The following is a 22,876-nucleotide window of genomic DNA, read 5'->3' on the forward strand; positions in this document are numbered from 1 at the left end:
TATCTATGTCGAAGCTTTCCAACATCTTGCTCGCGTGTACCGCGCTCATCGCCGTCGCCGGTTGCGCGAAGAAGCGTCCCGCCGTGCTGCCGCCCGCACCGGTCGACAACAACGCGGCCGTCGATCCCAATGCCGGCATGAACAACGGCAATGTCGGCGGCGCGATCGTGCCGGGGTCGGATGCCGACTTCCAGCGCTCGGTCAGCTCGAACACGGTGAATTTCGGTCTCGACATGTACGACATCGATCCGACCGCGCGCGCGATCCTCGACAGCCAGGCGCAGTGGCTGGCCAAGTTCCCGAACCAGCGCATCACGATCGAAGGCCATGCCGACGAGCGCGGCACGCGCGAATATAACCTGGCACTTGGCGATCGTCGTGCGAACGCGACCAAGAACTATCTGGCCGCCAAGGGCGTGTCGGCGTCGCGGATGACGACGATCAGCTACGGCAAGGAGCGCCCGGTGGCGATGGGCTCGGACGACCAGAGCTGGGCGGCGAACCGTCGCGCGGTCACGGTGGTGCTGAACTGACGAGAGTGCCGCGCGTGCTGGTAAGGCATTAGGATGCCAGCACGCGCCATCTACACGCCGTCATCCTGACGAAAGTCAGGATCCAGAGCCATGATGGACGACGCCCGTTACTCTGGATCCTGACTTTCGTCAGGATGACGGGATTTGGAAGCTCGGTGCAACGCACGGACCTTCGCGAAAGATTTACCCCAAAGCCCTGTCGAGCAGTTTCGCCAGACGGATACCCCCGCGGCGAACCTCCTCGCGCGACACCGGCACCATTTTCGCGATCGTCGCCTGGTCCAGCTTCACCCGCGCCGGCACCGTACCGCACGCATCCCCGCCGAGCGCCGCCGCATAGGCGGTATGCGAAACCTCCCAGCCCTCGCGGCTCCAGTCTGCAACCGTGCCCGCGCCGACCTTCGCCCGCTCGGCCGCGGAATACCGGCGCACCAGCGATGGCGGCGCCGAGATGGCGCGCTCGGGCAGCGGCCCGTCCCAGATCGAATGGAGATTGAACCGCGCAGGCGCGTAGATGCCGTAATCCGCCTTCACGTCGTTGCCACCCTTGTCGTGGCGGTCGCCCGCGTGGAGCGGCTGGTGCAGATCGCCGACGAAATGGATCAGGAACGCCAGCGCCTGGACGCGGTCCTTGGGCGACGTGGCGCGATCCCGCAGCAGTTTCACGTCGCGGTCGATCTGCGCGGACACGCAATCGCCGTCCTTGCACGCGGGCGTCAGGTCGAACGGCGCGCAGACGTCGACGTTCTGGTAATGCCAGCTATACGCGAACCCGAACCGCGACTTGCCGTCGGCGGTCTTGAGCGGCTTGACGCAGTCGGCCCAGACGCTCGCTTCCTCGATCGTCCCCGCCGGGCATTCGGGCGTGTCGAGCAGCGCCTGTTGCGCGAGCAGTCGACGGATCGCCACCTTCGTCTTCGGCGTGACATTGGCATAGGCGATCTGCGCGACCGTTTCGTGGCCATATTCCCAATAGGCGCTGGCGGGGGAGGCGAGGCCGAGCAAGGCGATCGCGGCGAGGACATGGCGCTTCATGCCGCTTCGTTAGCGTAGATCGCGACGGTCCGGCTACCCTGCGAAGACGCCGTGCCGCGGTACATGCCGACGGTGTTGAACCCCCAGGCCATGCCACCGTCAGGCGCCGCGACGATCACCCCGCCCGTGCCGCCGAGCGCCTTCACTTCGGCCAGCACCGCGTCGGCGGCGACCTGCAGCGATTCGCCGGCCAGCCGTACCCGCGCGGCAATCTCGTGGCCGACGCCGACGCGCAGGAAATACTCGCCCGAGCCGGTGCACGATACCGCACAGGCGCGGTCGTCGGCGAAGGTGCCCGCGCCGACCACCGGCGTATCGCCGATCCGGCCCCAGCGTTTGCCGGTGACCCCGCCGGTCGAGGTGGCAGCGGCGACATGGCCGTGGGAGTCGCAGGCAACAGCGCCGACCGTGCCGTATTTCATGTCGACGTCGAACCCGCCGCCATCGGCCTGGAACTCGGCGAATTGGCGACGGCGTTCGTCGGTCGCGAACCAGTCCGCGTCCGCTTGCGGCAATGCTCGGTCGCGCGAGAACGCGTCGGCGCCTGCCCCTGCGAGGAACACATGCCGGCCGTCGTCGAGTATCGCGCGCGCGAGCCCGACCGGGTTGCGCGTCGCGGTGGCCGCCGCGACTGCCCCCGCCGCCCGCGTGCGCCCGTCCATGATCGCCGCATCGAGCTCCAGCGTGCCGTCGTGCGTGAACACCGCGCCGCGTCCCGAATTGAAGTGCGGATCGTCCTCCAGCACCCGCACCGCCGCCTCGACCGCGTCGAGCGCATCCCCGCCGGCCGCGAGCACCGCTGATCCGGCATCGAGCGCGCGCGACAGGCCGGCGCGTGCCCCCGCGTCCTGGTCGGGCGAGACCATCTCGGCATCGAGTTTGCCGGCGCCGCCGTGAATGACGAGAGTCCAGGTCATGATGGTGCTTTCGGGAGGAGGGGACGCAAGCCGATCAGCGGGCGGAGCGGAGCGATGCTCCGGCCGATCAGGTAGAAGGCGAGGCAGCCGACGATCGTCGCGGCGAGCAGGCACGCGAACTCCGCCCAGCCGGGCAGGCCGGCGGGAAGCAGCGCGTACATGCCGAGGACGATGATCGTCTGGTGGATCAGGTAGAAGGGGAGCACCGCCTCGGTCAGCATCGGGCGCCAGCGATGATCGTGGTTCCAATGACGTTCGGCGATCCCGATCAGCGCGATGATCCCGCCCCATTGCTCGAACGCGTGCGCTGCGCCGTAGGGCAAGTAGACCCATCGCGGCGTGACCACGCCTGCGGCCCAGCGTAGCTCGATGACGATGACGACGGCATAGCCCGCCACGGCGGTGACGGCCGCGATTTTCCACCAGCGCGCGATCGCCGCCATCGCCGGTCCGGACCGGGCGAGACCGAAGCCGAACAGAAAGGCCGGGAAATAGGTGACGTGCGCGATCCAGTCGCCCCACAATGCCTGACTTTCGCCGACCATGTTCAGCCACCAGGCGTGGACGAAGACGAGCCACGCGAGCGGAACCACGAAGACCGCCCAGCCGGCAAACACCCGGTCGAACACACGCTGCACCCAGTCACCGCGGACGACGATCAGCCCCAGCGTCAATACCGCGGTGTACGCCCAGAGGTAGACGACGAACCAGAGGTGGTTCCAGGTCGGCAGCGACAGCCCGGCGAGCTTGCTGAAACGGAAATAGTCGTGGCTCCAGAACGTCCAGTAGCTGCCGGCATACCCATGCTTGGTGACCAGCTCGACCCAGGGTTGCGGCGGGACGATGACGGCAATCCCGAACACCAGCGGCACCAGCAACCGATTGCAGCGATTGGCGAAAAACCCGCCCGTGCTGCCGGACCGCGCCAGCAACGCGCGGCTGGCATAGCCCGATACGACGAACAGCAGCGTCAGCCGCCACGCGTTGCTGGCCAGCATCGGCAGCCGCACCCAATCCTCGACGTGCAGCGACTTCACGTGGAAGTTCCACGGCACGAACACCATGCCGATATGGTACACGATCAGCAGCGCGAACGCGCCGATCCGTAGCCAGTCCATGCCGTAATGCCGCGTCATCGCGCGGCCCTACGGGGCGGGGCGCGGTGCCGCAAGCGTGCGGCGGCTCATCCGTTCCCGGTGTCGGCCGAGCCTTGGCCGGCTCAGGCCTTCATGCGCGGCGTGCCGAGGAAGTCGCGCTTGCCGATCGGCACGCCCTGCGCGCGCAGGATCGCGTAGGCGGTGGTCGCGTGGAAATAGAAATTGGGCTGCGAGAACGACAACAGGAAGTTCGCGCCGGTGAACGGCATGACGAACGTGCCGAACTCGAACTTCGTATCATTCTCCGCCAGCGTGTCGAACTCGTCCTTGTCGATCGCCTCCAGCGTCGTGATCGCGTCGCGCAACACCGTGTGCAGCCCTGCGAAATCGGTCGGCCACGCGCCTCGATCGGGAGAGAAGACGCCGCCGCGGACGCCTTCGATCCCACCGACCGAATGCGCCGCGCAGGATTTCACCTGATAGCCGAACGGCAGCATGTCCTCGGCGAGCTTCGCATCGATCAACGCCGCAGGCTCGATGCCGCGTTCGACGGCGAACGCCTCGGCCTTGTCGATCAGCGCATCGACCGCGCGCAGGATCTGTAGGTTCGAGGGAATCGTCGCATCGTAGAGGGAAAAGGTCATCGATCGCTCTCCTGCAATATAGGCCCTGTTATGGAGGACGGCGGCAGCCTCGACCAGCGATGTTCCGTTCCTGCCTTCAAGTCGCTATATACGGCGGCGAACCTCCCGAGGAATCCCCATGTCCCTTCGTCCCTGGCGCGATATCACCCGCCGCACGAGCCGCCAGATCATGGTCGGCAACGTCCCCGTCGGCGGCGACGCGCCGGTCACGGTGCAGACGATGACCAACACCCCGACCGATGACGTCAAGGCGACGGTCGATCAGATCCGCCGCTGCGAAGACGCCGGCGTCGACATCATCCGCGTCAGCTGCCCCGACGTCGAATCGACCACCGCGCTCAAGCAGATCGTCCGCGCGAGCCGCGTGCCGATCGTCGCGGACATCCATTTCCACTACAAGCGCGCGCTCGAAGCCGCCGATGCGGGCGCGGCCTGCCTGCGCATCAACCCGGGCAACATCGGCTCCGCGTCGCGCGTGAAGGAAGTCGTCGACGCGGCGAAATCCAACGGCTGCGCGATCCGGATCGGCGTCAATGGCGGCTCGCTCGAACGGCATTTGCTCGAGAAATATGGCGAGCCTTGCCCGGACGCGCTGGTCGAGTCGGCGATGGATCACATCAAGCTGTTGCAGGACCATGACTTCCACGAGTTCAAGGTCGCGGTGAAGGCCTCCGACCTGTTCCTCGCGGTCGCGGCGTATCAGCAGCTTGCCGAACAGGTCGATTGCCCGCTGCATCTCGGCATCACCGAGGCGGGCGGGTTCGTCGGCGGCACGGTGAAGTCGGCGATCGGGATGGGCAGCCTGCTCTGGTACGGCATCGGCGACACGATCCGCGTCTCGCTTTCCGCCGAGCCCGAGGAAGAGGTCCGCGTCGGGTTCGAGATCCTGAAAGCGCTCGGCATCCGCAACCGCGGCGTCCGCGTCGTGTCGTGCCCGTCCTGCGCACGCCAGGGGTTCGACGTGATCCGCACCGTCCAGGCGCTCGAGGAGCGCTTGCAGCATATCCGCACGCCGATGTCGCTGTCCGTGCTCGGATGCGTGGTGAACGGCCCGGGCGAAGCGCGCGAGACCGATATCGGCATCACCGGCGGCGGCAACGGCAAGCACATGGTGTACCTCTCGGGCGTCACCGACCACCACGTCCAGGACGCCGACATGGTCGACCACATCGTCCGCCTGGTCGAAGCCAAGGCCGCCGAGATCGAGGCGGCAGACGAAGCCGCCGCGGCGCTGGTGCCGGTGGCGGCGGAGTAGGTCCCGTGATAGGCTCCAGCCTCGTTGGAGGCCGGCCATGACCTATCATGCTAAAGTCGTCGGTGGGCATGTTGCTTTGCCCGAGGACCTGCGCCGGGAAGCGGGGATCGAAGACGGCGATTCTCTGGTCGTCGAAGTCGATCCGAATGGCGGCCTGACGATGAAAACCTACGCGCAGGTCGTGCGCGAGGTGCAGACCGAGTTTCGCGCTATGGCAGTGCCGGGGTCGGCGCCGGACGATCGCAATCTTGTCGACGAACTGATTGCCGAACGCCGCGCCGACGCCGCGCGCGAAAATGCCAAGCTCGAGGAATGGCAGTCGCGCCAGACTTCGTGACCGTCGTTTTCGACGCGTCCACCGTCTTGGCGATCCTCAAGAATGAAACCGGAGCGGACTTGGCGATCGAGCATGCGCGTGGCGCAATGCTGTCCAGCGTCAATCTGATCGAGGTGCGCAGCAAATTGTTCGAGATCGTGTCCGACGTGGAGGCGGTGATCGCAAACCTCGAACGGCTTGAGATCGTGATCATGCCGTTCACCGCGACCCAGGCGAAGATCGCCGCCGATTTATGGCCCGTCGTCAAAGGCAAGGACGTGTCGATCGCCGACCGGGTCTGCCTGGCATTGGCCGTCGATCAGGCTGCAACGTTGTGGACGGCGGACAAGGATTGGGTGACGCTGGGATTGGACTTGGATATCCGCCTCGTCTGATGACCTCGCGCACCGTCTCCCCCGCACTGGCCTTCGCCGTAGCCGCGTTCAGCATCGGGCTGTTCTCCATGATGGACGCGGTGATGAAGTCGCTCGTTCTCGCGATCGGCGTCTATAACGCGCTACTGTGGCGGCAGATGATCAGCGTCGGGCTCGGCGCGGTCGCGTGGCAGCTCGGGAACAGCGGACGACCGAGCAAGCGGGCGCTGAAACTGCACTGCGCGCGGGGGCTGGTCACGACCGCGATGGCGGTGCTGTTCTTCTGGGGGCTCGCCCGCGTGCCGATGGCGCAGGCGATTTCGCTGACCTACATCGCGCCGATCCTCGCGTTGCTGCTCGCGGCGCTTACGCTGGGTGAGCGCGTCGGGTGGAAGACGTTCGTCGCGTCGATCGCCGCGCTTGGCGGCGTGCTGGTGGTGATGATCGGGCAAGGGCGCGAGGTGCCTGGACCCGAGACGTTCCATGGCACGCTGGCGATCCTCGGGTCGGCGGTGCTGTATGCGGTCAACCTCGTGATCGCGCGGATGCAGAGTCAGGCGGCACGGCCCGGCGAGATCGCGTTCTTCCAGGCGCTCGTCATCACCGCGACGCTGGCGCTGGCGGCGCCGTGGCTGGCGGTGGTTCCCGAGGCGGCGCAGTGGCCCAAGCTCGTGCTCGCCGCCGGGCTCGCCACCGCGTCGTTGTGGCTGCTCGGCTGGGCCTATGCGCACGGCGACACCGGCTTCCTCGCGACCACCGAATACACCTCGTTCGTCTATGCCGCGGTGCTGGGTTTCCTGGTGTTCGGCGAGCGGGTATCGGCATTCACGCTGGCAGGCGCGGCGATCATCGTCGTCGCGTGCCTGTACGCGGCGCGGCGGCGTGACATCGCGCAGAGTTCGATCGAGGCAAGTGCATGACCCATATCCGTTCCGCCACCGCTGCCGATGTCGGCACGATCCTGCGCTTCGTCCGCGAACTCGCCGCGTTCGAGCGCGAACCCGATGCGGTCGAGGCGACCGAAGCGACGTTGACGGAGGCGTTGTTCGGCGCTCACCCGGCCGCCGAGGCGCTGATAGCTGACGGCCCAGACGGCCCGCTCGGCTTCGCGCTGTTCTTCCACAATTTCTCGACCTGGACGGGCAAGCGCGGGCTGTATCTGGAGGATCTGTACGTGACACCCGAAGCGCGCGGGCAGGGCGTCGGCGGTGCGTTGCTCTCGCATCTCGCCGGCATGGCGCTCGATCGCGGCTGCGCGCGGTTCGAATGGTCGGTGCTCGACTGGAACGCCGACGCGATCGCGTTCTATCGGAAAGTCGGCGCGGTCGGGATGGAGGACTGGACGATCCAGCGGATGTCCGGGGACGCGCTGGTCCGGTTGGCGGGGCGGTAGGAGGGCCAGAGGGCCGGCGCCTGTACCGAGCTGATCCCGTGCCGTCCGGTCAAATACTACCTCCCCGGCGCAGGCGGGGGCCCAATTGGGAGCCAGAGGTAACGATGGATAACCCTCCGTTACTTTGACCTTTCCACTTGGACCCCGGCCTGCGCCGGGGAGGTGAGCTTTCGGCACAGGATACTGATGGTATCCTGTGCTGGGGCCGTCGCTTACCGCCCTGCGGCGTCGTCCGAATTCATCGGCTCCTGGCCCTTTGCCTTCTCGGCCTCATAGCGTTCGATCGCCTCGACCGTGACGCGCTTGGCTTCCTCGGCGTCACCCCACTTGCCGACGCGGACCCACTTCGTCTTCTCGAGGTCCTTATAGTGGGTGAAGAAGTGCTCGATCTGCTCGAACACGATCTCGGGCATGTCGGCACGCTCGCCGATATTGGCATAATAGGGGAACACGGCGTCGACGGGGACGCAGACGAGCTTCTCGTCGCCGCCGGCCTCGTCTTCCAGGTTCAGCACTGCGATCGGGCGGCAGCGGACGACGCAGCCCGGGATGAACGGCGAGCGCGCGATGACGAGCGCGTCGAGCGGATCGCCATCGGGGCTCAGCGTGTGCGGCACGAAACCGTAGTTCGCGGGATAGCGCATCGGCGTGTGCAGGATGCGATCGACGAACAGCGCGCCCGAGGCCTTGTCGAACTCGTACTTCACTGGCTCGCCGCCGGTCGGCACTTCGATGATGACGTTCAGGTCTTCGGGCGGGTTCTTGCCGGTCGGGATGAGATCGATACGCATGGCGGTCCTTTCGAATATGACGGTGCCGGCGCTCCTCGTCAGGGGGAGCGGCCGGCACCGATAGATTTCAAAGGCTCAACGCGGCGTCAGCAGCTTGTCGAGCCCACCGTCCCCTGTACCGACCTTCTGGAGGCGCGGATAGCGCGGCCCGTCATGGTAATCGAGCGTGATATCCCGGAATCGGTCATTGTTCTTGACCGTGAGGCGAATCGGCAGCTTCGTTCCCTTCGCCGCGACGATCGCCGCCTTCAGGCGATCGGACGAATAGGCCTCGCTGTTGATCGCCTCGATCTCGGTGCCGACGTCGAGTCCCGCCTTGAACGCGGGGCTGTCCCAGATCGAGGAGGTCACGACGCCCTCCTTGTTGACGACCATGCCGAGCGAATAGCTGACATCGGTGCCGCGCGTCTTCTCCGCCTGCTTCAGATACGGGCTCTGCTCGGGGCCGTAGACCAGCTTGTAGCCGTTCATCGCGAAGCCGTTGATCGGCGCGGGCTTGCCCGTCTCGGTCAGCCGCGTGTTGAGGAACGTCGCCCAGTCATAGGGGACGATCCCGTTCAGCGTCTTGGCGACATCGGCGAAGGTGTAGGTCAGTTCGCCGTAATCGCCGTCGCGCACGCCGAAGAACGCCTTGGCGAAATCGTCGATCGACTTGGTCCCGCCGGACTTCTGGCGGAGCATCGCGTCGACCTCCATCCAGACCATCAGGCCCTCATTGTAGTAATCCTCCGACCGCTGCCAGCTGCTCCAGCCCTTGGGCTTGCGCGCGGAGATGACGGGATCGTTGGTGGTATCGATCAGCGGGCGCCACTGGCGGCCCGGCGCGGTATCGTAGAGGCCCAGGATCGAGGCATAGCCGTCGAGCGTGTCCTGCTTGCTGACCAGCCCAGAGCGCGCCTGGAGCACATAGCCCCAGAACTGCGTCTGGCCCTCATACACCCACAGCAGCGAATCGCGCATCGGCGTGCGGAAATCGGGCGTCCACAAATCGGCGCCGCGGCGGAACTTGCCGTCCCAGCTATGCGTGAACTCGTGCGGCAACAGGTTGCGCCCTGCAGCACCCGTTTCCCACTCGGTGAAATAGCCCGGCTTCACGCCGTTTTCCGAGCTGCGATGATGCTCCAGGCCGATGCCGCCAAGCTGGTCGGTGATCGACAGCAGGAATTCGTACCGATCATAATGCTGTGCGCCGAACGTCTTCACCGCCTGGTCGACGAGCCGCTTGTGCGCATCGATCTGCTCGGGCTTGGCGGCGAGCTGGTCGGGGCTGTCGGCGAAGACGTTGAGGTCGACGCGCGGGCTGAGCGGCCAGACCTTGCCGTACTTGCCTGCCAGCGTCGGCGAATCGACGAGGATTTCGTAGTTCGTCGTGTCGTAGCTGTAGGTCGAGCCCGACACCTTGGCCGGCACCGCGCCCGCCGCGGTCCAGCCGGTCGGATATTCCACCGTCATCTTGATCGGGATCTGGCGCGTGAAATAGCCCGCCGGGTACAGGCTGACGAGGTTCGGCTGAAGGCTGATCATCGTCGGGGTCATGACGATGCGGCCCTGGTCGCCTTTGGTCGCGGAGATGAACTGGAATTCGGCGACCAGCGTCTTCACACCGGTGGGCACGTCGATGTGGAACGCGAACACGTCGACCGGATCGCGCGTCCAGGGCACGATCTTGCCGTTCGCGCGGATCACCAGACCCGCGAGCTTCTCGATCTCGCCACGCGGGCTATGCGCGCCGGGCAGCCATTTCGGATAGAGCAGCGCCATCGGCCCCGCCTTGGCGACCGGGATCGTCTGCTTCACGCGAAAGATGCCGCGCTCGGTGTCGGTCGCATCGACGTCGAGCAGAAGCGTGCCGGGATAGGGCGTGTCGACCGCGTCGGGGATGGTGTCGACGAACGGCACCGGCTGCGGCGCGGTGTTGCCCGCGGGGACCTGCGCGGCGGCGGGAAGTGCAGACGCGAGCAGGGATGCGACGAGAAGCTTGCGGATCAAGGAAGGGCCTTCCGGCTGAGAGACGATGTCACAAGGTGTAATCGTCGGAAAGGGCAGCCGTCCAGTCCTTTACAGGAGGAGCTCAACCACTCCCGAGCACGTTGATCGTGAACGCCAGCACGCCGATGTTGAACACGAACGCCGCCATGCACTGGCCGAGCGCGGCTTTGCGCGCCCGGCGCGAGGTGATCTGTACGTCCGAGGTCTGGAACGTCATCCCCAGCGTGAACGCGAAATAGGCGAAGTCCCAGTAATCGGGCTCGTGGCAGTTCGGGAAGTCGAGGCCTCCCGCGTCCTTCCCGTCCGGATCGTCGACATAATAGAGATGCGCGTAGTGGAGCGTGTAGATCATGTTCGAGAACAGCCACGCGAGCGCCAGCGTCGCGATCGTCAGCGCGATCGCGACCGCATCGTTCTTGCCCTGCAGTTCCTTCGCCACCGCGACCAGGATGACGAGCATGATCGTGCCGCTGAACCCGAGCAGCACTGCGCGGTTGGCGTCGTTCTCCTCGGCGGCGCGGCGCATCCGCTCGGCGCTGGCGTTGCGGAACAGCGTCGAGACCGCGATCAGGAACACGGCGGCGGCAAGGTCGAAGGCCCCCATCGTGCCGCGTCCGAGCCCGAAGCGCGGGATCATCGCGACCAGCCCGAGTCCGAAGACCAGCACGAACAGGACGAAGCGCGGCGGCGCGACGCGCTGGCCCAGGCCCCAATATCTGGCGGGATTGCTCATGCCACAGCGCTAGCGCTTCGTAAGCACGTCGCCTAGATACGCGCGCATCATGGCAAGAATTGAAACACCCCGCCGAATTCGCGGCACCCAGGACATTTTCGGCGACGAGCAGCGCCGGTTCGCGCACGTCCTCTCGACCTTCGAACGCGTCCGCGCGCTCTATTGCTTCCAGCGCGTCGACATCCCCGTCTTCGAATCCACCGCGGTTTTCGCGCGCTCGCTCGGCGAGACGACCGACGTCGTGTCGAAGGAGATGTACACGTTCGAGGATCGCGGCGGCGATTCGCTTACGCTGCGGCCCGAATTCACCGCCGGCATCGCGCGCGCCTATCTGACCGAAGGCTGGCAGCAGTTCGCGCCGCTCAAGATCACGACGAGCGGCCCGGTGTTCCGCTATGAGCGCCCGCAAAAGGGGCGGTTTCGGCAGTTCCACCAGATCGACGCCGAGGTGATCGGTGCGGCCGAGCCGGCAGCCGACGTCGAACTGCTGGTGCTGGCGGACCAGTTGCTCCGCGAACTCGGCCTATCCGAGGGCGTGACGCTCCAGCTCAACACGCTTGGTGACGCGGCAACGCGCGAGGCGTGGCGCGCGGCGCTGGTCGCCCATTTCGAGGCGCACCGCGGGGAGCTGTCCGAGGACAGCCTGACCAGGCTCGAGAAGAACCCGATGCGGATCCTCGATTCGAAGGACCCGCGCGACCGCCCGATCGCCGACAGCGCGCCGGATATCGACGCATACCTCACCCCCGAAGCGCGCGCGTTCTTCGACGCGGTGACGGCGGGCCTCGATGCGGCCGGCGTCGCGTGGGAGCGCAACGCGCGCCTCGTCCGCGGTCTCGATTACTACCGCCACACCGCGTTCGAATTCGTCACCGACCGGCTGGGCTCGCAGGGCACGGTATTGGCCGGCGGCCGCTATGACGGGCTGATCGGCTCGCTCGGCGGGCCGGAGACGGCGGGTGTGGGCTGGGCGGCAGGTGTCGAGCGGCTGGCTATGTTGGTTGAGGAACCGGCGGCGGCAGCGATCGATGCAGTCGTCGTACCGATGGGCGAGGCGGCAGAAGCGCGCGCGACCGGTATCGTCGCCGACCTACGCCGCGCAGGCGTGGCGGTCGAGATGGCCTACAAGGGCAAGATGAAGGCGCGGATGGCGAAGGCGGATGCGCTCGGTGCGCGGTTTGCAATCATCATCGGCGACGACGAGTTGGCCAAGGGAGTCGCGGCGGTCAAGACGCTCGGCGCCGGTACGCAGGCGGAAGTCGCGTTCGCCGATCTGGCGGAGGCGCTGCGTTGATGCCCCCCATTCGTCATTCCAGCGAAAGCTGGGATATCCCCGTTGGCGGACGTGACACCCGCCCCATTGAGACCCCAGCTTTCGCTAGGGTGACGGGTGCGGAGGGGCTGTCTGCACGCACCGGTATGCCCGCATGACCCAGATCTCCCCCGACCGCATCCGCGCGATCGAGGCTCGGCGTGACGAGCTCCAGGCGCTGATGTCGACCGGCGACCTCCCGTCGGACCGTTTCGTCGCGGTGTCGAAGGAATATGCCGAGCTCGAACCCGTCGCGCAGGCCGCGACCGAAGTGCGCCGGCTGCGGCAGGAGGCGGAGAGCCTCGCGTTCATGGCCGAGGACGCCGACGACGAACTGCGCGCGATGGCGTCCGACGAACTGCACGAGAATCGCGGCCTGCTCGAAACCGCCGACCGCAAGCTCGCGCTCGCGCTGCTGCCGCGCGACGCCGCTGACGAACGCTCGGCCATGCTCGAGGTCCGCGCCGGCACCGGTGGCGACGAGGCGGCGCTGTTCGCGGGCGACCTGTTCCGCATGTATCAGCGCTACGCCGAATCGCAGGGCTGGCGGGTCGAGATGATCTCCGGCTCGTCGTCCGACTCTGGCGGCTTCAAGGAAGTCGTCGCCAGCGTCACCGGCCAGGGCGTGTTCGCGAAACTGAAGTTCGAGAGCGGCGTCCACCGAGTCCAGCGCGTGCCGACCACCGAGGCGGGCGGCCGCATCCACACGTCCGCGGCAACGGTGGCGGTGCTGCCCGAGGCGGAGGAGGTCGACGTCAAGATCGACGACAAGGACCTGCGCATCGACGTCTATCGCTCGTCGGGCCCCGGCGGCCAGTCGGTCAACACGACCGACTCGGCGGTGCGCATCGTCCACATCCCGACCGGCCTGACGGTGATCCAGCAGGACGAGAAGTCGCAGCACAAGAACAAGGCCAAGGCGTTGCGCGTGCTGCGGACCCGTCTCTACGAGGCCGAGCGCGACCGGCTGCACGCCGAGCGGGCCGGCGCCCGGAAATCGATGGTCGGCTCGGGCGATCGCTCGGAGCGGATCCGCACCTACAACTTCCCGCAAGGCCGCGTGACCGATCACCGCATCAACCTGACGCTCCACCGCCTGCCGGAGATCGTCGCCGGCGAGATGGCCGAACTGATCGACGCACTGGTCGCGCAGGACGAGGCGGACCGGCTGGCGCAGCTGGATGGGTGACGTTTACCCGGTCGCGACGGCATCCCCCTTCCGCTTGCGGGAGGGGTTAGGGGAGGGGCTTCCTGTCGAGGGCATCCCCCGGTGATAGCCCCTCCCCCGACCCCTCCCGCAAGCGGAAGGGGAGCCGTAAACGCCGCGATCGCCACCGCCGCCGCGCGGTTCACCTTCTCCACCACTCCCCGCCTCGACGCCGAACTCCTCATGGCGCACGCGCTCGGCGTAGACCGCAACGCCATCCTCCTCGACCCGACCCGCTACGCCGTCCCCGACACCTTCGCTCCCCTCGTCGAACGGCGCCTCCGCCACGAGCCGATCGCCTACATCACCGGCACCCGCGGCTTCTGGTCGATCGATCTCGCCATCGGCCCCGGCGCGCTCGTCCCCCGCGCCGACAGCGAGACGCTGCTGATCGCCGCCCAGGCGCATTTCGCCGGCCGCGCCCCCGCGACGGTGCTCGACCTCGGCACCGGCCCCGGCACATTGCTCCTCGCCGCGCTCGACGAATGGCCCGCGCACGGGCTTGGCGTCGACTATTCCCAACAGGCGCTCGCCTACGCTCGCGTCAACGCCGCCACCCTCGGCATGGCGGACCGCGCCCATTTCCTCCGCGGCAGTTGGGCGAGCGGCATCGTCGGCCAGTTCGACCTGATCCTCGCCAACCCGCCCTACATCGCCACCGACGAGGCGCTCCCGCCCGAGGTCCACGATCACGAACCGCACGCCGCGCTCTTCGCGGGCACCGACGGCCTCGACGACTATCGCATCCTCGCGGCCCAGATCCCCGCGCTGGTCGCTCCCGACGGCGCAGCGGTGATCGAGATCGGATCGACGCAAGCCCCGGCCGTCACGGCCCTGCTCGAAGCGCAGGGTCTGCACGTCGCGCTCCACCACGACTATGGCGATAACCCGCGCGCGCTCGTCGCGACCAAAGCCGCGACTTGAAGAATATGGCGCGAATACGTACATTTCGCTTGTAGTAAGCCCTTCGGGGCCGCTATCACGCGGGCAGGGGCACGCACACTCGACATATTGGTCGGTTTTGAGCGATGACCCGCATCCTTCGCCTTGAAGTCGCTGCAGTCCGGCGGCCCTGGGAAGTCCGACACAGCGATCTCGATCGGATCATCGCTGCGCGGCGGGGGGTTTGCACCGCATTTCGGAGCACGACCAGATTTTGGTTCGACGACTGAGGACACAAGCTTGATCAACAACCGGCAAGCCGGCCGCCGTCGCGGTCGTGGCAACAATAATAATGGCGGCGGTGGCGGTGGTGGCGGTCAACGCCAAGGCGGCGGTGGTGGCCAGGGTGGTCGCGATACCGGCAACCGCATCGACAGCCGTGCGCGCGGCAACGCGAGCCAGCTGTACGAGAAGTACAAGAATCTGGCGCGCGACGCGCAGCAGCAGGGCGACCGCGTCAACATCGAATATTACCTCCAGTTCGCGGACCATTATTTCCGCGTCCTGAGCGAAACCCGCGCGCGCTTCGAAGAGAGCCAGCCACAGGCGCAGCAGCAGCCGCGTCGCCAGCAGCCCTTCGATCTCGACGGCGACGACGATTACGGCGACGAGGGCGAACCGATCCGCTCGGGCGAGCAGCAGGGCGCGCCAGAGCAGAACCGGGCCGAGCAGAATGGCGGCCAGCAGAACGGCCAGTACCAGAACGCGCCCCGCCAGAACCGCGAGGGCCAGAATCGCGAGAGCCAGAGCCGCGACAACCAGAATCGTGAGGATCGGCCGCAGCGCGAAGACCGTCCCCAGCGCGAAGAGCGCCCTCGGTACGAGAACAACCGCTACGAAGGTCAGCGTAACGAGGGCCAGCGCAACGAGGGCCCCCGCAGCGAGGGCCAGCGCGAGGACCGCGTTCGTGGCGACGCTCAGCGCAACCAGCGCAATGCTCCCCGCGATGCGCAACGCGACGATCGCAGCGGCGAAGAGCAGGGTCAGGCTCGCGAGGCACAAGCGCGCGAGAACCAGCCCCGCGAGGGTCAGGCCCGTGAAAATGGGCGCGACGAGCAGGTCCGCGAGCCCCGCAGCGACTATCGCGACGCGCCGCAGCGTGAGACGATCCGTCGCACGCCCCGCGTGAGCGCCTCGTTGGCCAACGCCAACCAGGACTCGGAAGCCGACGCGCCGCGCTCGACGACCGAAGCCGCCCCGGCCACCGATAAGGGTGCCCAGCCGACCGAAACTGCCGACACGGCAACGCCCGTCGCAGTAACCGAGGAGCAGCCGCGTCGTCGTGGTCGCCCACGCCGCGATCGCAGCCTCGACGCACCGGTTGCGCAGGACGAGGGCACGCCGACCGCGTTCGACGCGGATCGCCTGCCGCCCTCGCTCGGCATTTCGGCCACCGTCGCACCAGCGCCGGCACCGGCACCGGCAGCCGAAGCGGCTCCTGCCGCCGACGCCGCCGCCGAGGAAAAGCCCCGCCGTCGCCGCGTTCGCGCGGTGCCAGACGAAGTTCAGGCGGGCTGATCGACACCGCCGGGATTCATTCCGGGGTGAACAAAGAAAAGGCCGGTACCGCATCGCGCGGTACCGGCCTTTTTCGTATCAGAAGACCGTGCAGCCTCGATGTGTCCGCCGACGACCTCCACTGGCTCCTGCCATTGCTCCGTGGGCCGCGATACTCGCCCGCCCTCTGCGCTCTGGGCGGCGCCCGCCGACGCTCAGAAGTACCGGCGCTCAGAAATAGGCGCGGTAGAAGAACACCACGGTCGTCGCGATCGTCACCAGCAGCGTCCATACCCGGATCACCTGCGGCGACAGCAGCAGGCCGAGTTTCGCGCCGAAATGCCCGCCGACGATCCCGCCGATCAGCATCGGCACGCACAGCGCCCACACCACCATCCCGGTGGCGATGAAGATGATCGTCGCGGCAAGGTTCGCGACCGCCAGCATCAGCGTCCGCGGCGGCGCGAGCGTCGCGGGCGTCGCACCCGACAGCAGGCCCCAGGCGGCGGTCAGCATCAGCCCGACGCCGCCGCCGAAATAGCCGCCGTAAATCCCCAGCAAGGCCTGCACCGCGACGAGCGACTTCGGCCCGATCTCGACCCGCGAGCGCAGCCACAGCGACGCGCGCGTCCCGAACGCGATCGCCAGCGTCGCGAACAGCAGCAGCCACGGTACGATCAGGTCGAACGCACGCGCGGACGTGGCGACCAGCAACAGGCTGCCGATCAGCCCGCCGACGAAGGTGATCCCCGCCATCGTCTTCATGCTGACGCCGGAGATCGACTGGAGCCCGTGCCGATACGCCCATGCGCTCGCCATCGCGCCCGGCTGGAGCGAGACGTTGCTGGTCGCGTTGGCGAAGGTCGAAGGCACGCCGAGCCCGATCAGCGTCGGCATCGTCGCGAAGCTGCCGCCGCCTGCCAACGCATTCATCGCACCGCCGAGGACGCCTGCCCCTGCCGCCAGCGCGACCGCACTCCACTCAAGCAAAGGCGGTCGTTTCTGTATTCGCCTCGGCCGCCGCTTCGCGATCCAGCTGCGCGCGGCTCTTCTTCTCCGACGCGGTCTTCAGCTGCCCGCACGCCGCATCGATATCGCGTCCGCGCGGCGTCCGCACCGGCGCCGATATCCCCGCGCCGAACACGATGCTGGAGAACGACTTGATCCGCTCCGGCGTCGAGCACTCGTATTCGGCGCCCGGCCACGGGTTGAACGGGATGAGGTTCACCTTGGCCGGCAGCTCGTATTTCCGGAGCAACCGCACGAGTTCGCGCGCATCGTCGTCGGAGTCGTTCTTGTCCTTGAGCATCACGTACTCGAACGTGATCCGGCGCGCATTGTTGGTGCCGGGATAGTCCGCGCACGCCTGCAACAATTCCTCGATGCCGTATTTCCGATTGAGCGGCACGAGCTCGTCGCGCACCTCCTTGGTCACCGCATGCAGCGACACGGCCAGGTTTACGCCGATCTCCGCCCCCGCGCGCGCCATCATTGGCACCACGCCGCTGGTCGAGAGGGTGATCCGGCGGCGGCTGAGCGCGAGGCCTGCGCCGTCCATCACCAGCTTCAGCGCATCGCGGACGTTCTCGAAATTATACAGCGGCTCGCCCATGCCCATCATCACGATGTTGGTGAGCATGCGGCCTTCCGGCTGGCTCGGCCATTCGCCCAGCGAATCGCGCGCGAGCATCACCTGACCGACGATCTCGGCAGGCGTCAGGTTGCGGACCAGCCGCATCGTGCCGGTGTGGCAGAAGGTGCAGTTGAGCGTGCAGCCGACCTGGCTCGACACGCACAGCGTGCCGCGATCCGCGTCGGGGATGAAAACCATCTCGTAATCCTGCGCGTCGTCCGATCGCAGCAGCCACTTGCGCGTGCCATCGGTCGACACCTGCGCCTCGACCACGTTGGGCCGGCTGATGACGAAGCGCTGCTCGAGCCACGGGTGCATCGTCTTCGAAATGTCGGTCATCGCCGAGAACTCGGTCGCGCCGCGATTGTAGATCCAGTGCCACAGCTGTTTCGCGCGCAGCTTGGCCTGTTTCTCCTCGAGCTGCGACGTCTCCAGCGCCATCCGCAGATCGGCGAGCGACAGCCCGAGCAGGTCGATACGCCCATCGCTGCGCGGCACGAAGCTGCGGGGAACGGGCACGGGGTCGATGTGCCCGGGGATGGGGATGAGGTTCGCGGCGGTCTGCATGGGCGAGCCCCTAGCGGAATTCGGCCGATTTTTCTAGCCCGCTACGCCCGCCCTGCGCGCGTCGGCACCCAGCAGATCCCGATAGGTCGCGTCGACCGCATCGACCATCGTCTCACTGGTGTATTTGTCAATAAATCGTGCATGACCCCGCGCCCCCCATCCCGGAAGCTCGGCAGGATCGAGTGTCTCGAGGACTTGACGCAGCGCATTGACGTCGTTCGCGGAAAACGCGAGTCCGAAGCGTCCGCGGTCGAGCGTGTCGTTCAAACCGCCGGCATCCGACGCGATGACCGCTCGCCGGACGCGCATCGCTTCGATTGCGACGAGGCCGAAGCCTTCCCAGCGCGAGGGAACGATGACGGCGTCTGCCGCCATCATTTCCGAGACCACGCCATTGCGGTCACGCCAGCCGACATACTCGACGAAATCCGGCGTGATCCGGCCGATCTGCGGCGCTACAACGGGTTGGCCGACGACGCGCAGTGCATAGCGATCGCCTAGCTCTGCAATCGCTTCGAGTAGCAGATCGAGACCCTTTTGCCGGTCGAACCTGCCAACGAACAGGAGCTTGATCCGATCATCGTCCCAGCGAGCCGGCGCCACCGGCGGAGGAGCCTTGCTGATCGCGTTGTTGATCACCACGAGTTTATCGTCGGGCAAACCCACATTCCGTGCGACTTCGCATTCGTGCGGAGAGATCAGGATGATGCGGTCGGCCTTCCGCGCGAGGTAGCGTTCCACCGCGACGATAAACCGCTTGGCACGCGGCGATACCTGCATGCTGAACGCCCAGCCATGGGGGCAGAAGATCAGCCGTGGCCAGCGTCCGAAGCGGCCGAGCCGCGTAATCACGCCAGCGCCGAACGAGTGCGCATGGACGATTTCGGGTCGTATCTGGCGGCGCACGCGGTGATAGGTAAAGAATAACTTTGCCATGCCGAGCAGTCGGTTGGGCCGGTCGAAATATTCGAACCGGATGCCGCTGTCAGCCAACCGCGGTTCGATATGATCGCGGTGCTGTTCGGGCATCAACAGCGTTAGCACGTCGGGTCCGTAGCGCTCCGCCTGCGGCGTGAGCAACTCGGCGAGAAAGCTTCCCGTTCCGCCGATGATGCTGTCGCACACGTGCAGCACGCGCGGCGGGCCGTCTTTGGCGCGCGTTCGGCTCGGGGGCGCCATGCGATCAGACCAGCACGGTGCCGGTAATCGGAATACCATGCTGGTCGAGCACTTCGATCAATCCGCGCACGACGTTCCGCTTGGTGAAATGCTTGCGGATAACGATCACTGCGGCGTCGAAGCCCGTCAGCGCATCGGCGATGCTCGTGGCGCCGTTGGTCGCGGTGACGACGGTGGCCGCGATCATCTGGCTGCCCGACGTCGCGATCGCGTCATGCTGCTCGATCAACGAGCGACGCTCGCTAGGTTCGCTACCGTTATGGCCAGCGGTGCCGGTGCCCGAAACCAGCAGGCCCGGAATCGCGGTCACCTGATGTTCGGCATGATCAGCGAGTTGGAACAAGCTTGCGATCCGTGGATGCGCGCGGTTCGCGTCGACGATGACGGTCTGCGATCCAGCTTGTGCCATCACGACCCCGAGATTGGCGGCCAGCACGGCGAGCGCCTCGTCGCAGTCTATCCCAATCAACGCGCAAGCGCGCGATCCGCGATCATTGTCTGCATAGGTCTGTAGTATCGAGCTACGGATCGCCCGCGCCGCGACGATATAGGGTGTTTCGGTCTCATAAGCGGCCACGACCAGCGGATCGACGCTGCCGGGCGCGGCAGCATGGGTCGGGCCGGTTTGCGTATCGCGGTCGAAACCGGCCGTTGCCGGACCTGTGGTCGAACGAAGCCTCACGCCATTGCCTCCTTGCGGGGGGCTCGCCAGCCCGTGGTGCCGCTGTTTACGTCGGTCATGTCGGCGATCACGCTGAGATCGAGCGCGCGTGCGGTGCCCGACGGCGTACGAAGTCGGGGCGCCAGCATTTCCTGACCGATCGCAGCCGCCAGCCCGGCGCCTGCTCCCATCACGATCGCCGCAATGATCCAAAGGATCAGGTTGGGCTTGGACGGCAAGGTCGGCGGTACCGCACGATCCAGTCGGCTCGCATTGGCCTGCGACACTTCGGATTGCAGCGTCGCCTCATTGTAGCGCTGGCGTACCGTGTCGTACGTCGCCCGCGCGGCATCGACGTCGCGCTGCAAGACGTTCAGCTGATCCTGGACGCCGGACAGCGCAAGCATACGCGTCTGCTGCGCAGCGAGGTCGGCACGAATGCTCGACTCACGGCGACCCGCGGCCGAGCTCGCGGCGGTTAACGCTTGCGCCTGGACCGAGCGCGCCGAAGCGAGCTGGCCACGCAACGCTGCCAGCTGTGCATTGGCGGCGAGCATGTCGGGGTGGTTCGGCCCAAGCGTCTTGGACAACTCGGCGACCTTGCCGGCCTGCAGACCGCTTTCGCGCTGAAGATCCTGGACGATGGTCGACTGGGCGACCTCGGGCTGCGCGGTCGAGCCGGATTTGGACTGCGCGACCGCCGCGGCGGCTTGCGCGGCGACCAGTTCGGTCGACAGGTTGCGGACGCGGTCGGCCTCGACGTCCATCCGGTTCATGCCGACGATCCCGTGCTGGCGCTGAAAGTCGGACAATCGAGACTGCGCGGCCTCCAGACGATCGCGGACGTCACGGGTACGCGCATCGTACCATTTGGCATTGCCGCGCGCGTTGCCGCTGCGCAGAGTCACCTGCTTGGTCAGGAACGTATCGACGATCAGGTTCAGCGTCTTCGCCGCCGCCTCGGGCGACTTGGCGGTCAGGCTGAGCCGGATGACGTTGCTACCCTTCTCGCTGCTGATCGCGAGATCGCGTCGCAGCATAGTCAGCCCGTTCTGGTTACGCTCGGTCGGCGTGTCACCCAGCGCCGCGCTTTGGAACTGCGGGCTGCGCTGCACGACCTCGCTCAACACGGCGTCGCTGCGGATGATGTCCTGCTGCGTGCCGATCACCGATTCGAGGACCGAGCTGTTGTCCGAGCCGTTGGCGCTGTTCGCGCTGACGGGATCGCGCTCGGTCAGATCGACCAGGATCGACGATGTCGCGGTATAGGCGCGCGGACGGGTGAAGCCGAGTGCGGCGATGGCGAGGAACACTACCCCGCAGACCAGCAGGACAAGGCGGATCCGATGCCGGATCGCGCTTATCAAATCAGCGAAACTGATCACTGGTCATGCACTCCTCGTACCAAGATATTACGTAAATCATCGAACCCGGTCGGCTGGATCCGGGCAGGGTCGATCCTGCGATTATAGACGAGCAGATAGAATTGCGGCGCCAGCGTATCGTCGAAATAATAGCTGCCCTCGATCGCGCTGGCATGAAGGATCGGGCTCAACGCCGCGAACGCCGCGGCGATGGTCGCGTCGTCATGGCCATCCTCGTTGAGCACCAGAGTCACGTCGCCCCGCTCGATCCGCGTCCGCATCGCAGCGGCGAGGCAGATCACCGCGATCGCCATCGTCGTCGCCTTGGGCAGACGCTGGAGATCGACCACCAGTGCCGCCGCGCGCGGGCTGAGGGCGGCCCACTCGGCATACGCGTCGAGCAGACCCTGCTGGACCAGCGTGTCGTCGATATGATCGCGACCCGCGCGGCTCGCCGCGATCGCGCAGTTCGCGCCGAACAGACGCAGATGATAGGGCGACCCAACCGCCGAGCGGGCGATCTTCATCGCCGCATCATCGTCGATCGTCAGCCCCGCGGCGTCACAGCAGCGGACCAGCAGCGCCTTGAGCTGGTCGGTCTCGATCCCGCCGATCGGCACCGACACGATATGCCGGCGCAGCGAGGGATGTCCCTCGATCAGGTCTTCGAGATTGGCGGCGATGCCGACCGCGACGATCCTGACCGGCGACCGCATGTCCGACAGCAGCTTCATCAGCGCCGCCATCTCGGTCTTGGTCGCGTGCGTCTCGATCCGGTCGAACTCGTCGAGCACGAAGATCGTCGGGCGACGTACCTGCTCTGCGAGGATGGTCGCCATCTGGCGCGCATCGAACGGCGCTGCCAGCAAAGGCTGGATATCGGCCCGCCGAACCCCTTCGCCGGGAATCGACAGAAGTTCGACCAGATAGGGCCGGCAAAGCTCCGAAAAGTCGATATCGCCGCCGGCCAGATTGTAGAGCACGGTCGCCCCGGCCTCGTCCGCCAGATCGCCGAACACGCGCGCCAGCGACGTCTTGCCCGAGCCGCGCGCGCCGAAGACGATGCCGTGCTTGCCATGTTCAAGCACCGCCTCGACCAGCCGGTCCAGTTCGCGCGCGCGCCCAGCCAGGCCGGCGCGGTTCTCGACCGGCATGCCCGCGTCGAACGCGCTGTGGATTCGTGTCCGCCCCGAACTCAACGATCGCGATGGCGGCGCGGCGGGGGCGGGGGCGGGGCGTGCCGGAATCGGCGCGATCATCGGCCCCGGATGCGCAGGCGCGGGCACCGCGCTGCCGCGGGCCGCGCGAAGATCGGGCAGGCTGGACATGGGCGGCTCGGGATCGAGCAGGCCCGACAGCCAGTTGCCGAGGCGTGTGAAGAAGCTCACCGGTGGTCTTTCCACGCTGTCGGGTTGAACGGCGCCGCGGCGGTCGAGG

General features: G+C 66.8%; 23 protein-coding genes. 10 read left to right on the forward strand and 13 right to left on the reverse strand.

Going from position 1 to position 22,876, the window contains the following annotated elements:
* Nucleotides 1-5: 5 nt before the first annotated feature.
* Nucleotides 6-533, forward strand: coding sequence for a peptidoglycan-associated lipoprotein Pal (gene pal / locus EQZ23_RS14095; protein ID WP_128455065.1), 528 nt, complete (start codon nt 6-8; stop codon nt 531-533).
* Nucleotides 534-716: 183 nt separating this feature from the next.
* On the opposite strand, the gene EQZ23_RS14100 is transcribed toward pal, so the two are convergent.
* From EQZ23_RS14100 to EQZ23_RS14115, 4 genes are all read right to left on the reverse strand, one after another.
* Nucleotides 717-1,568: a S1/P1 nuclease gene (locus EQZ23_RS14100; protein WP_128455066.1), complete on the reverse strand. Its 852-nt coding sequence runs from the start codon at nt 1,566-1,568 to the stop codon at nt 717-719.
* Nucleotides 1,565-2,485, reverse strand: a complete 921-nt coding sequence (locus EQZ23_RS14105) for an isoaspartyl peptidase/L-asparaginase (protein ID WP_128455067.1) — start codon at nt 2,483-2,485, stop codon at nt 1,565-1,567. Before EQZ23_RS14105 ends, EQZ23_RS14100 begins: the two co-directional genes overlap by 4 nt.
* The gene (locus tag EQZ23_RS14110) at nt 2,482-3,621 is read right to left on the reverse strand and encodes an acyltransferase (protein ID WP_128455068.1); all 1,140 of its coding nucleotides are present in this window, start codon (nt 3,619-3,621) and stop codon (nt 2,482-2,484) included. The genes EQZ23_RS14105 and EQZ23_RS14110 overlap by 4 nt, the downstream gene beginning before the upstream one ends.
* Nucleotides 3,622-3,704: 83 nt before the next feature.
* A complete protein-coding gene (locus EQZ23_RS14115) occupies nt 3,705-4,226 on the reverse strand; it encodes a DUF1993 domain-containing protein (RefSeq protein ID WP_128455069.1) in 522 nt (173 codons plus the stop codon).
* Nucleotides 4,227-4,344: 118 nt separating this feature from the next.
* Between EQZ23_RS14115 and ispG the strand changes: the two genes are divergently transcribed.
* The 5 genes from ispG to EQZ23_RS14140 are packed head-to-tail and all read left to right on the forward strand — an operon-like array spanning nt 4,345 to nt 7,564.
* Nucleotides 4,345-5,481 (forward strand): flavodoxin-dependent (E)-4-hydroxy-3-methylbut-2-enyl-diphosphate synthase, encoded by a 1,137-nt coding sequence (gene ispG, locus EQZ23_RS14120; protein WP_128455070.1) that lies wholly within the window; start codon nt 4,345-4,347, stop codon nt 5,479-5,481.
* A gap of 37 nt (nt 5,482-5,518) precedes the next feature.
* Entirely contained in the window at nt 5,519-5,818 is a 300-nt protein-coding gene (locus EQZ23_RS14125) for an AbrB/MazE/SpoVT family DNA-binding domain-containing protein (RefSeq protein WP_128455071.1), read from the forward strand.
* Nucleotides 5,794-6,192 carry a type II toxin-antitoxin system VapC family toxin gene (locus tag EQZ23_RS14130; RefSeq protein WP_240663582.1) on the forward strand — a complete coding sequence of 133 codons (399 nt, stop codon included), beginning with the start codon at nt 5,794-5,796 and terminating at the stop codon, nt 6,190-6,192. Before EQZ23_RS14125 ends, EQZ23_RS14130 begins: the two co-directional genes overlap by 25 nt.
* Nucleotides 6,192-7,091 carry a DMT family transporter gene (locus EQZ23_RS14135; protein WP_128455072.1) on the forward strand — a complete coding sequence of 300 codons (900 nt, stop codon included), beginning with the start codon at nt 6,192-6,194 and terminating at the stop codon, nt 7,089-7,091. Before EQZ23_RS14130 ends, EQZ23_RS14135 begins: the two co-directional genes overlap by 1 nt.
* Complete coding sequence (locus tag EQZ23_RS14140; RefSeq protein WP_128455073.1) at nt 7,088-7,564, forward strand: GNAT family N-acetyltransferase; 477 nt, start codon at nt 7,088-7,090, stop codon at nt 7,562-7,564. The genes EQZ23_RS14135 and EQZ23_RS14140 overlap by 4 nt, the downstream gene beginning before the upstream one ends.
* A 212-nt stretch (nt 7,565-7,776) precedes the next feature.
* Here the strand turns inward: EQZ23_RS14140 and ppa are convergent, their stop codons facing one another.
* The 3 genes from ppa to EQZ23_RS14155 all read right to left on the reverse strand — a co-directional run bounded on the left by ppa (nt 7,777) and on the right by EQZ23_RS14155 (nt 11,077).
* Nucleotides 7,777-8,355, reverse strand: a complete 579-nt coding sequence (ppa, locus tag EQZ23_RS14145) for an inorganic diphosphatase (protein WP_128455074.1) — start codon at nt 8,353-8,355, stop codon at nt 7,777-7,779.
* A gap of 75 nt (nt 8,356-8,430) precedes the next feature.
* Nucleotides 8,431-10,344: a M61 family metallopeptidase gene (locus EQZ23_RS14150; RefSeq protein WP_128455075.1), complete on the reverse strand. Its 1,914-nt coding sequence runs from the start codon at nt 10,342-10,344 to the stop codon at nt 8,431-8,433.
* An 82-nt stretch (nt 10,345-10,426) separates the two neighbouring features.
* A complete protein-coding gene (locus EQZ23_RS14155; protein ID WP_128455076.1) occupies nt 10,427-11,077 on the reverse strand; it encodes a DUF1345 domain-containing protein in 651 nt (216 codons plus the stop codon).
* Between the two features lie 49 nt (nt 11,078-11,126).
* Here EQZ23_RS14155 and hisS point away from each other — a divergent pair, with 49 nt between their 5' ends.
* From hisS to EQZ23_RS14175, 4 genes are all read left to right on the forward strand, one after another.
* On the forward strand, nt 11,127-12,371 hold the full coding sequence (hisS, locus tag EQZ23_RS14160; protein WP_128455077.1) for a histidine--tRNA ligase: 1,245 nt from the start codon (nt 11,127-11,129) through the stop codon (nt 12,369-12,371).
* A gap of 133 nt (nt 12,372-12,504) precedes the next feature.
* Complete coding sequence (gene prfA, locus EQZ23_RS14165; RefSeq protein ID WP_128455078.1) at nt 12,505-13,578, forward strand: peptide chain release factor 1; 1,074 nt, start codon at nt 12,505-12,507, stop codon at nt 13,576-13,578.
* Nucleotides 13,579-13,659: 81 nt separating this feature from the next.
* Nucleotides 13,660-14,520, forward strand: coding sequence for a peptide chain release factor N(5)-glutamine methyltransferase (gene prmC / locus EQZ23_RS14170; protein ID WP_240663583.1), 861 nt, complete (start codon nt 13,660-13,662; stop codon nt 14,518-14,520).
* Nucleotides 14,521-14,778: 258 nt separating this feature from the next.
* Nucleotides 14,779-16,056 carry a DUF4167 domain-containing protein gene (locus tag EQZ23_RS14175; protein WP_128455079.1) on the forward strand — a complete coding sequence of 426 codons (1,278 nt, stop codon included), beginning with the start codon at nt 14,779-14,781 and terminating at the stop codon, nt 16,054-16,056.
* 210 nt (nt 16,057-16,266) lie between these two features.
* Here the strand turns inward: EQZ23_RS14175 and EQZ23_RS14180 are convergent, their stop codons facing one another.
* Genes EQZ23_RS14180 through EQZ23_RS14205 form a run of 6 tightly spaced genes read right to left on the reverse strand, consistent with a single transcriptional unit; the run spans nt 16,267 to nt 22,827 of the window.
* Nucleotides 16,267-17,025, reverse strand: coding sequence for a sulfite exporter TauE/SafE family protein (locus tag EQZ23_RS14180; RefSeq protein ID WP_128455080.1), 759 nt, complete (start codon nt 17,023-17,025; stop codon nt 16,267-16,269).
* Complete coding sequence (gene rlmN / locus EQZ23_RS14185) at nt 17,018-18,235, reverse strand: 23S rRNA (adenine(2503)-C(2))-methyltransferase RlmN (RefSeq protein WP_128455081.1); 1,218 nt, start codon at nt 18,233-18,235, stop codon at nt 17,018-17,020. The genes EQZ23_RS14180 and rlmN overlap by 8 nt, the downstream gene beginning before the upstream one ends.
* A gap of 33 nt (nt 18,236-18,268) precedes the next feature.
* Complete coding sequence (locus EQZ23_RS14190; RefSeq protein WP_164913456.1) at nt 18,269-19,414, reverse strand: glycosyltransferase; 1,146 nt, start codon at nt 19,412-19,414, stop codon at nt 18,269-18,271.
* A gap of 4 nt (nt 19,415-19,418) precedes the next feature.
* Nucleotides 19,419-20,096: a hypothetical protein gene (locus EQZ23_RS14195; RefSeq protein WP_128455083.1), complete on the reverse strand. Its 678-nt coding sequence runs from the start codon at nt 20,094-20,096 to the stop codon at nt 19,419-19,421.
* Nucleotides 20,093-21,460, reverse strand: coding sequence for a GNVR domain-containing protein (locus EQZ23_RS14200; protein ID WP_128455084.1), 1,368 nt, complete (start codon nt 21,458-21,460; stop codon nt 20,093-20,095). Before EQZ23_RS14200 ends, EQZ23_RS14195 begins: the two co-directional genes overlap by 4 nt.
* The gene (locus EQZ23_RS14205; RefSeq protein WP_164913457.1) at nt 21,457-22,827 is read right to left on the reverse strand and encodes an ATP-binding protein; all 1,371 of its coding nucleotides are present in this window, start codon (nt 22,825-22,827) and stop codon (nt 21,457-21,459) included. Before EQZ23_RS14205 ends, EQZ23_RS14200 begins: the two co-directional genes overlap by 4 nt.
* Nucleotides 22,828-22,876: the final 49 nt, after the last annotated feature.

Source organism: Sphingomonas sp. UV9, assembly GCF_004101245.1.
Taxonomy (GTDB): domain Bacteria; phylum Pseudomonadota; class Alphaproteobacteria; order Sphingomonadales; family Sphingomonadaceae; genus Sphingomonas.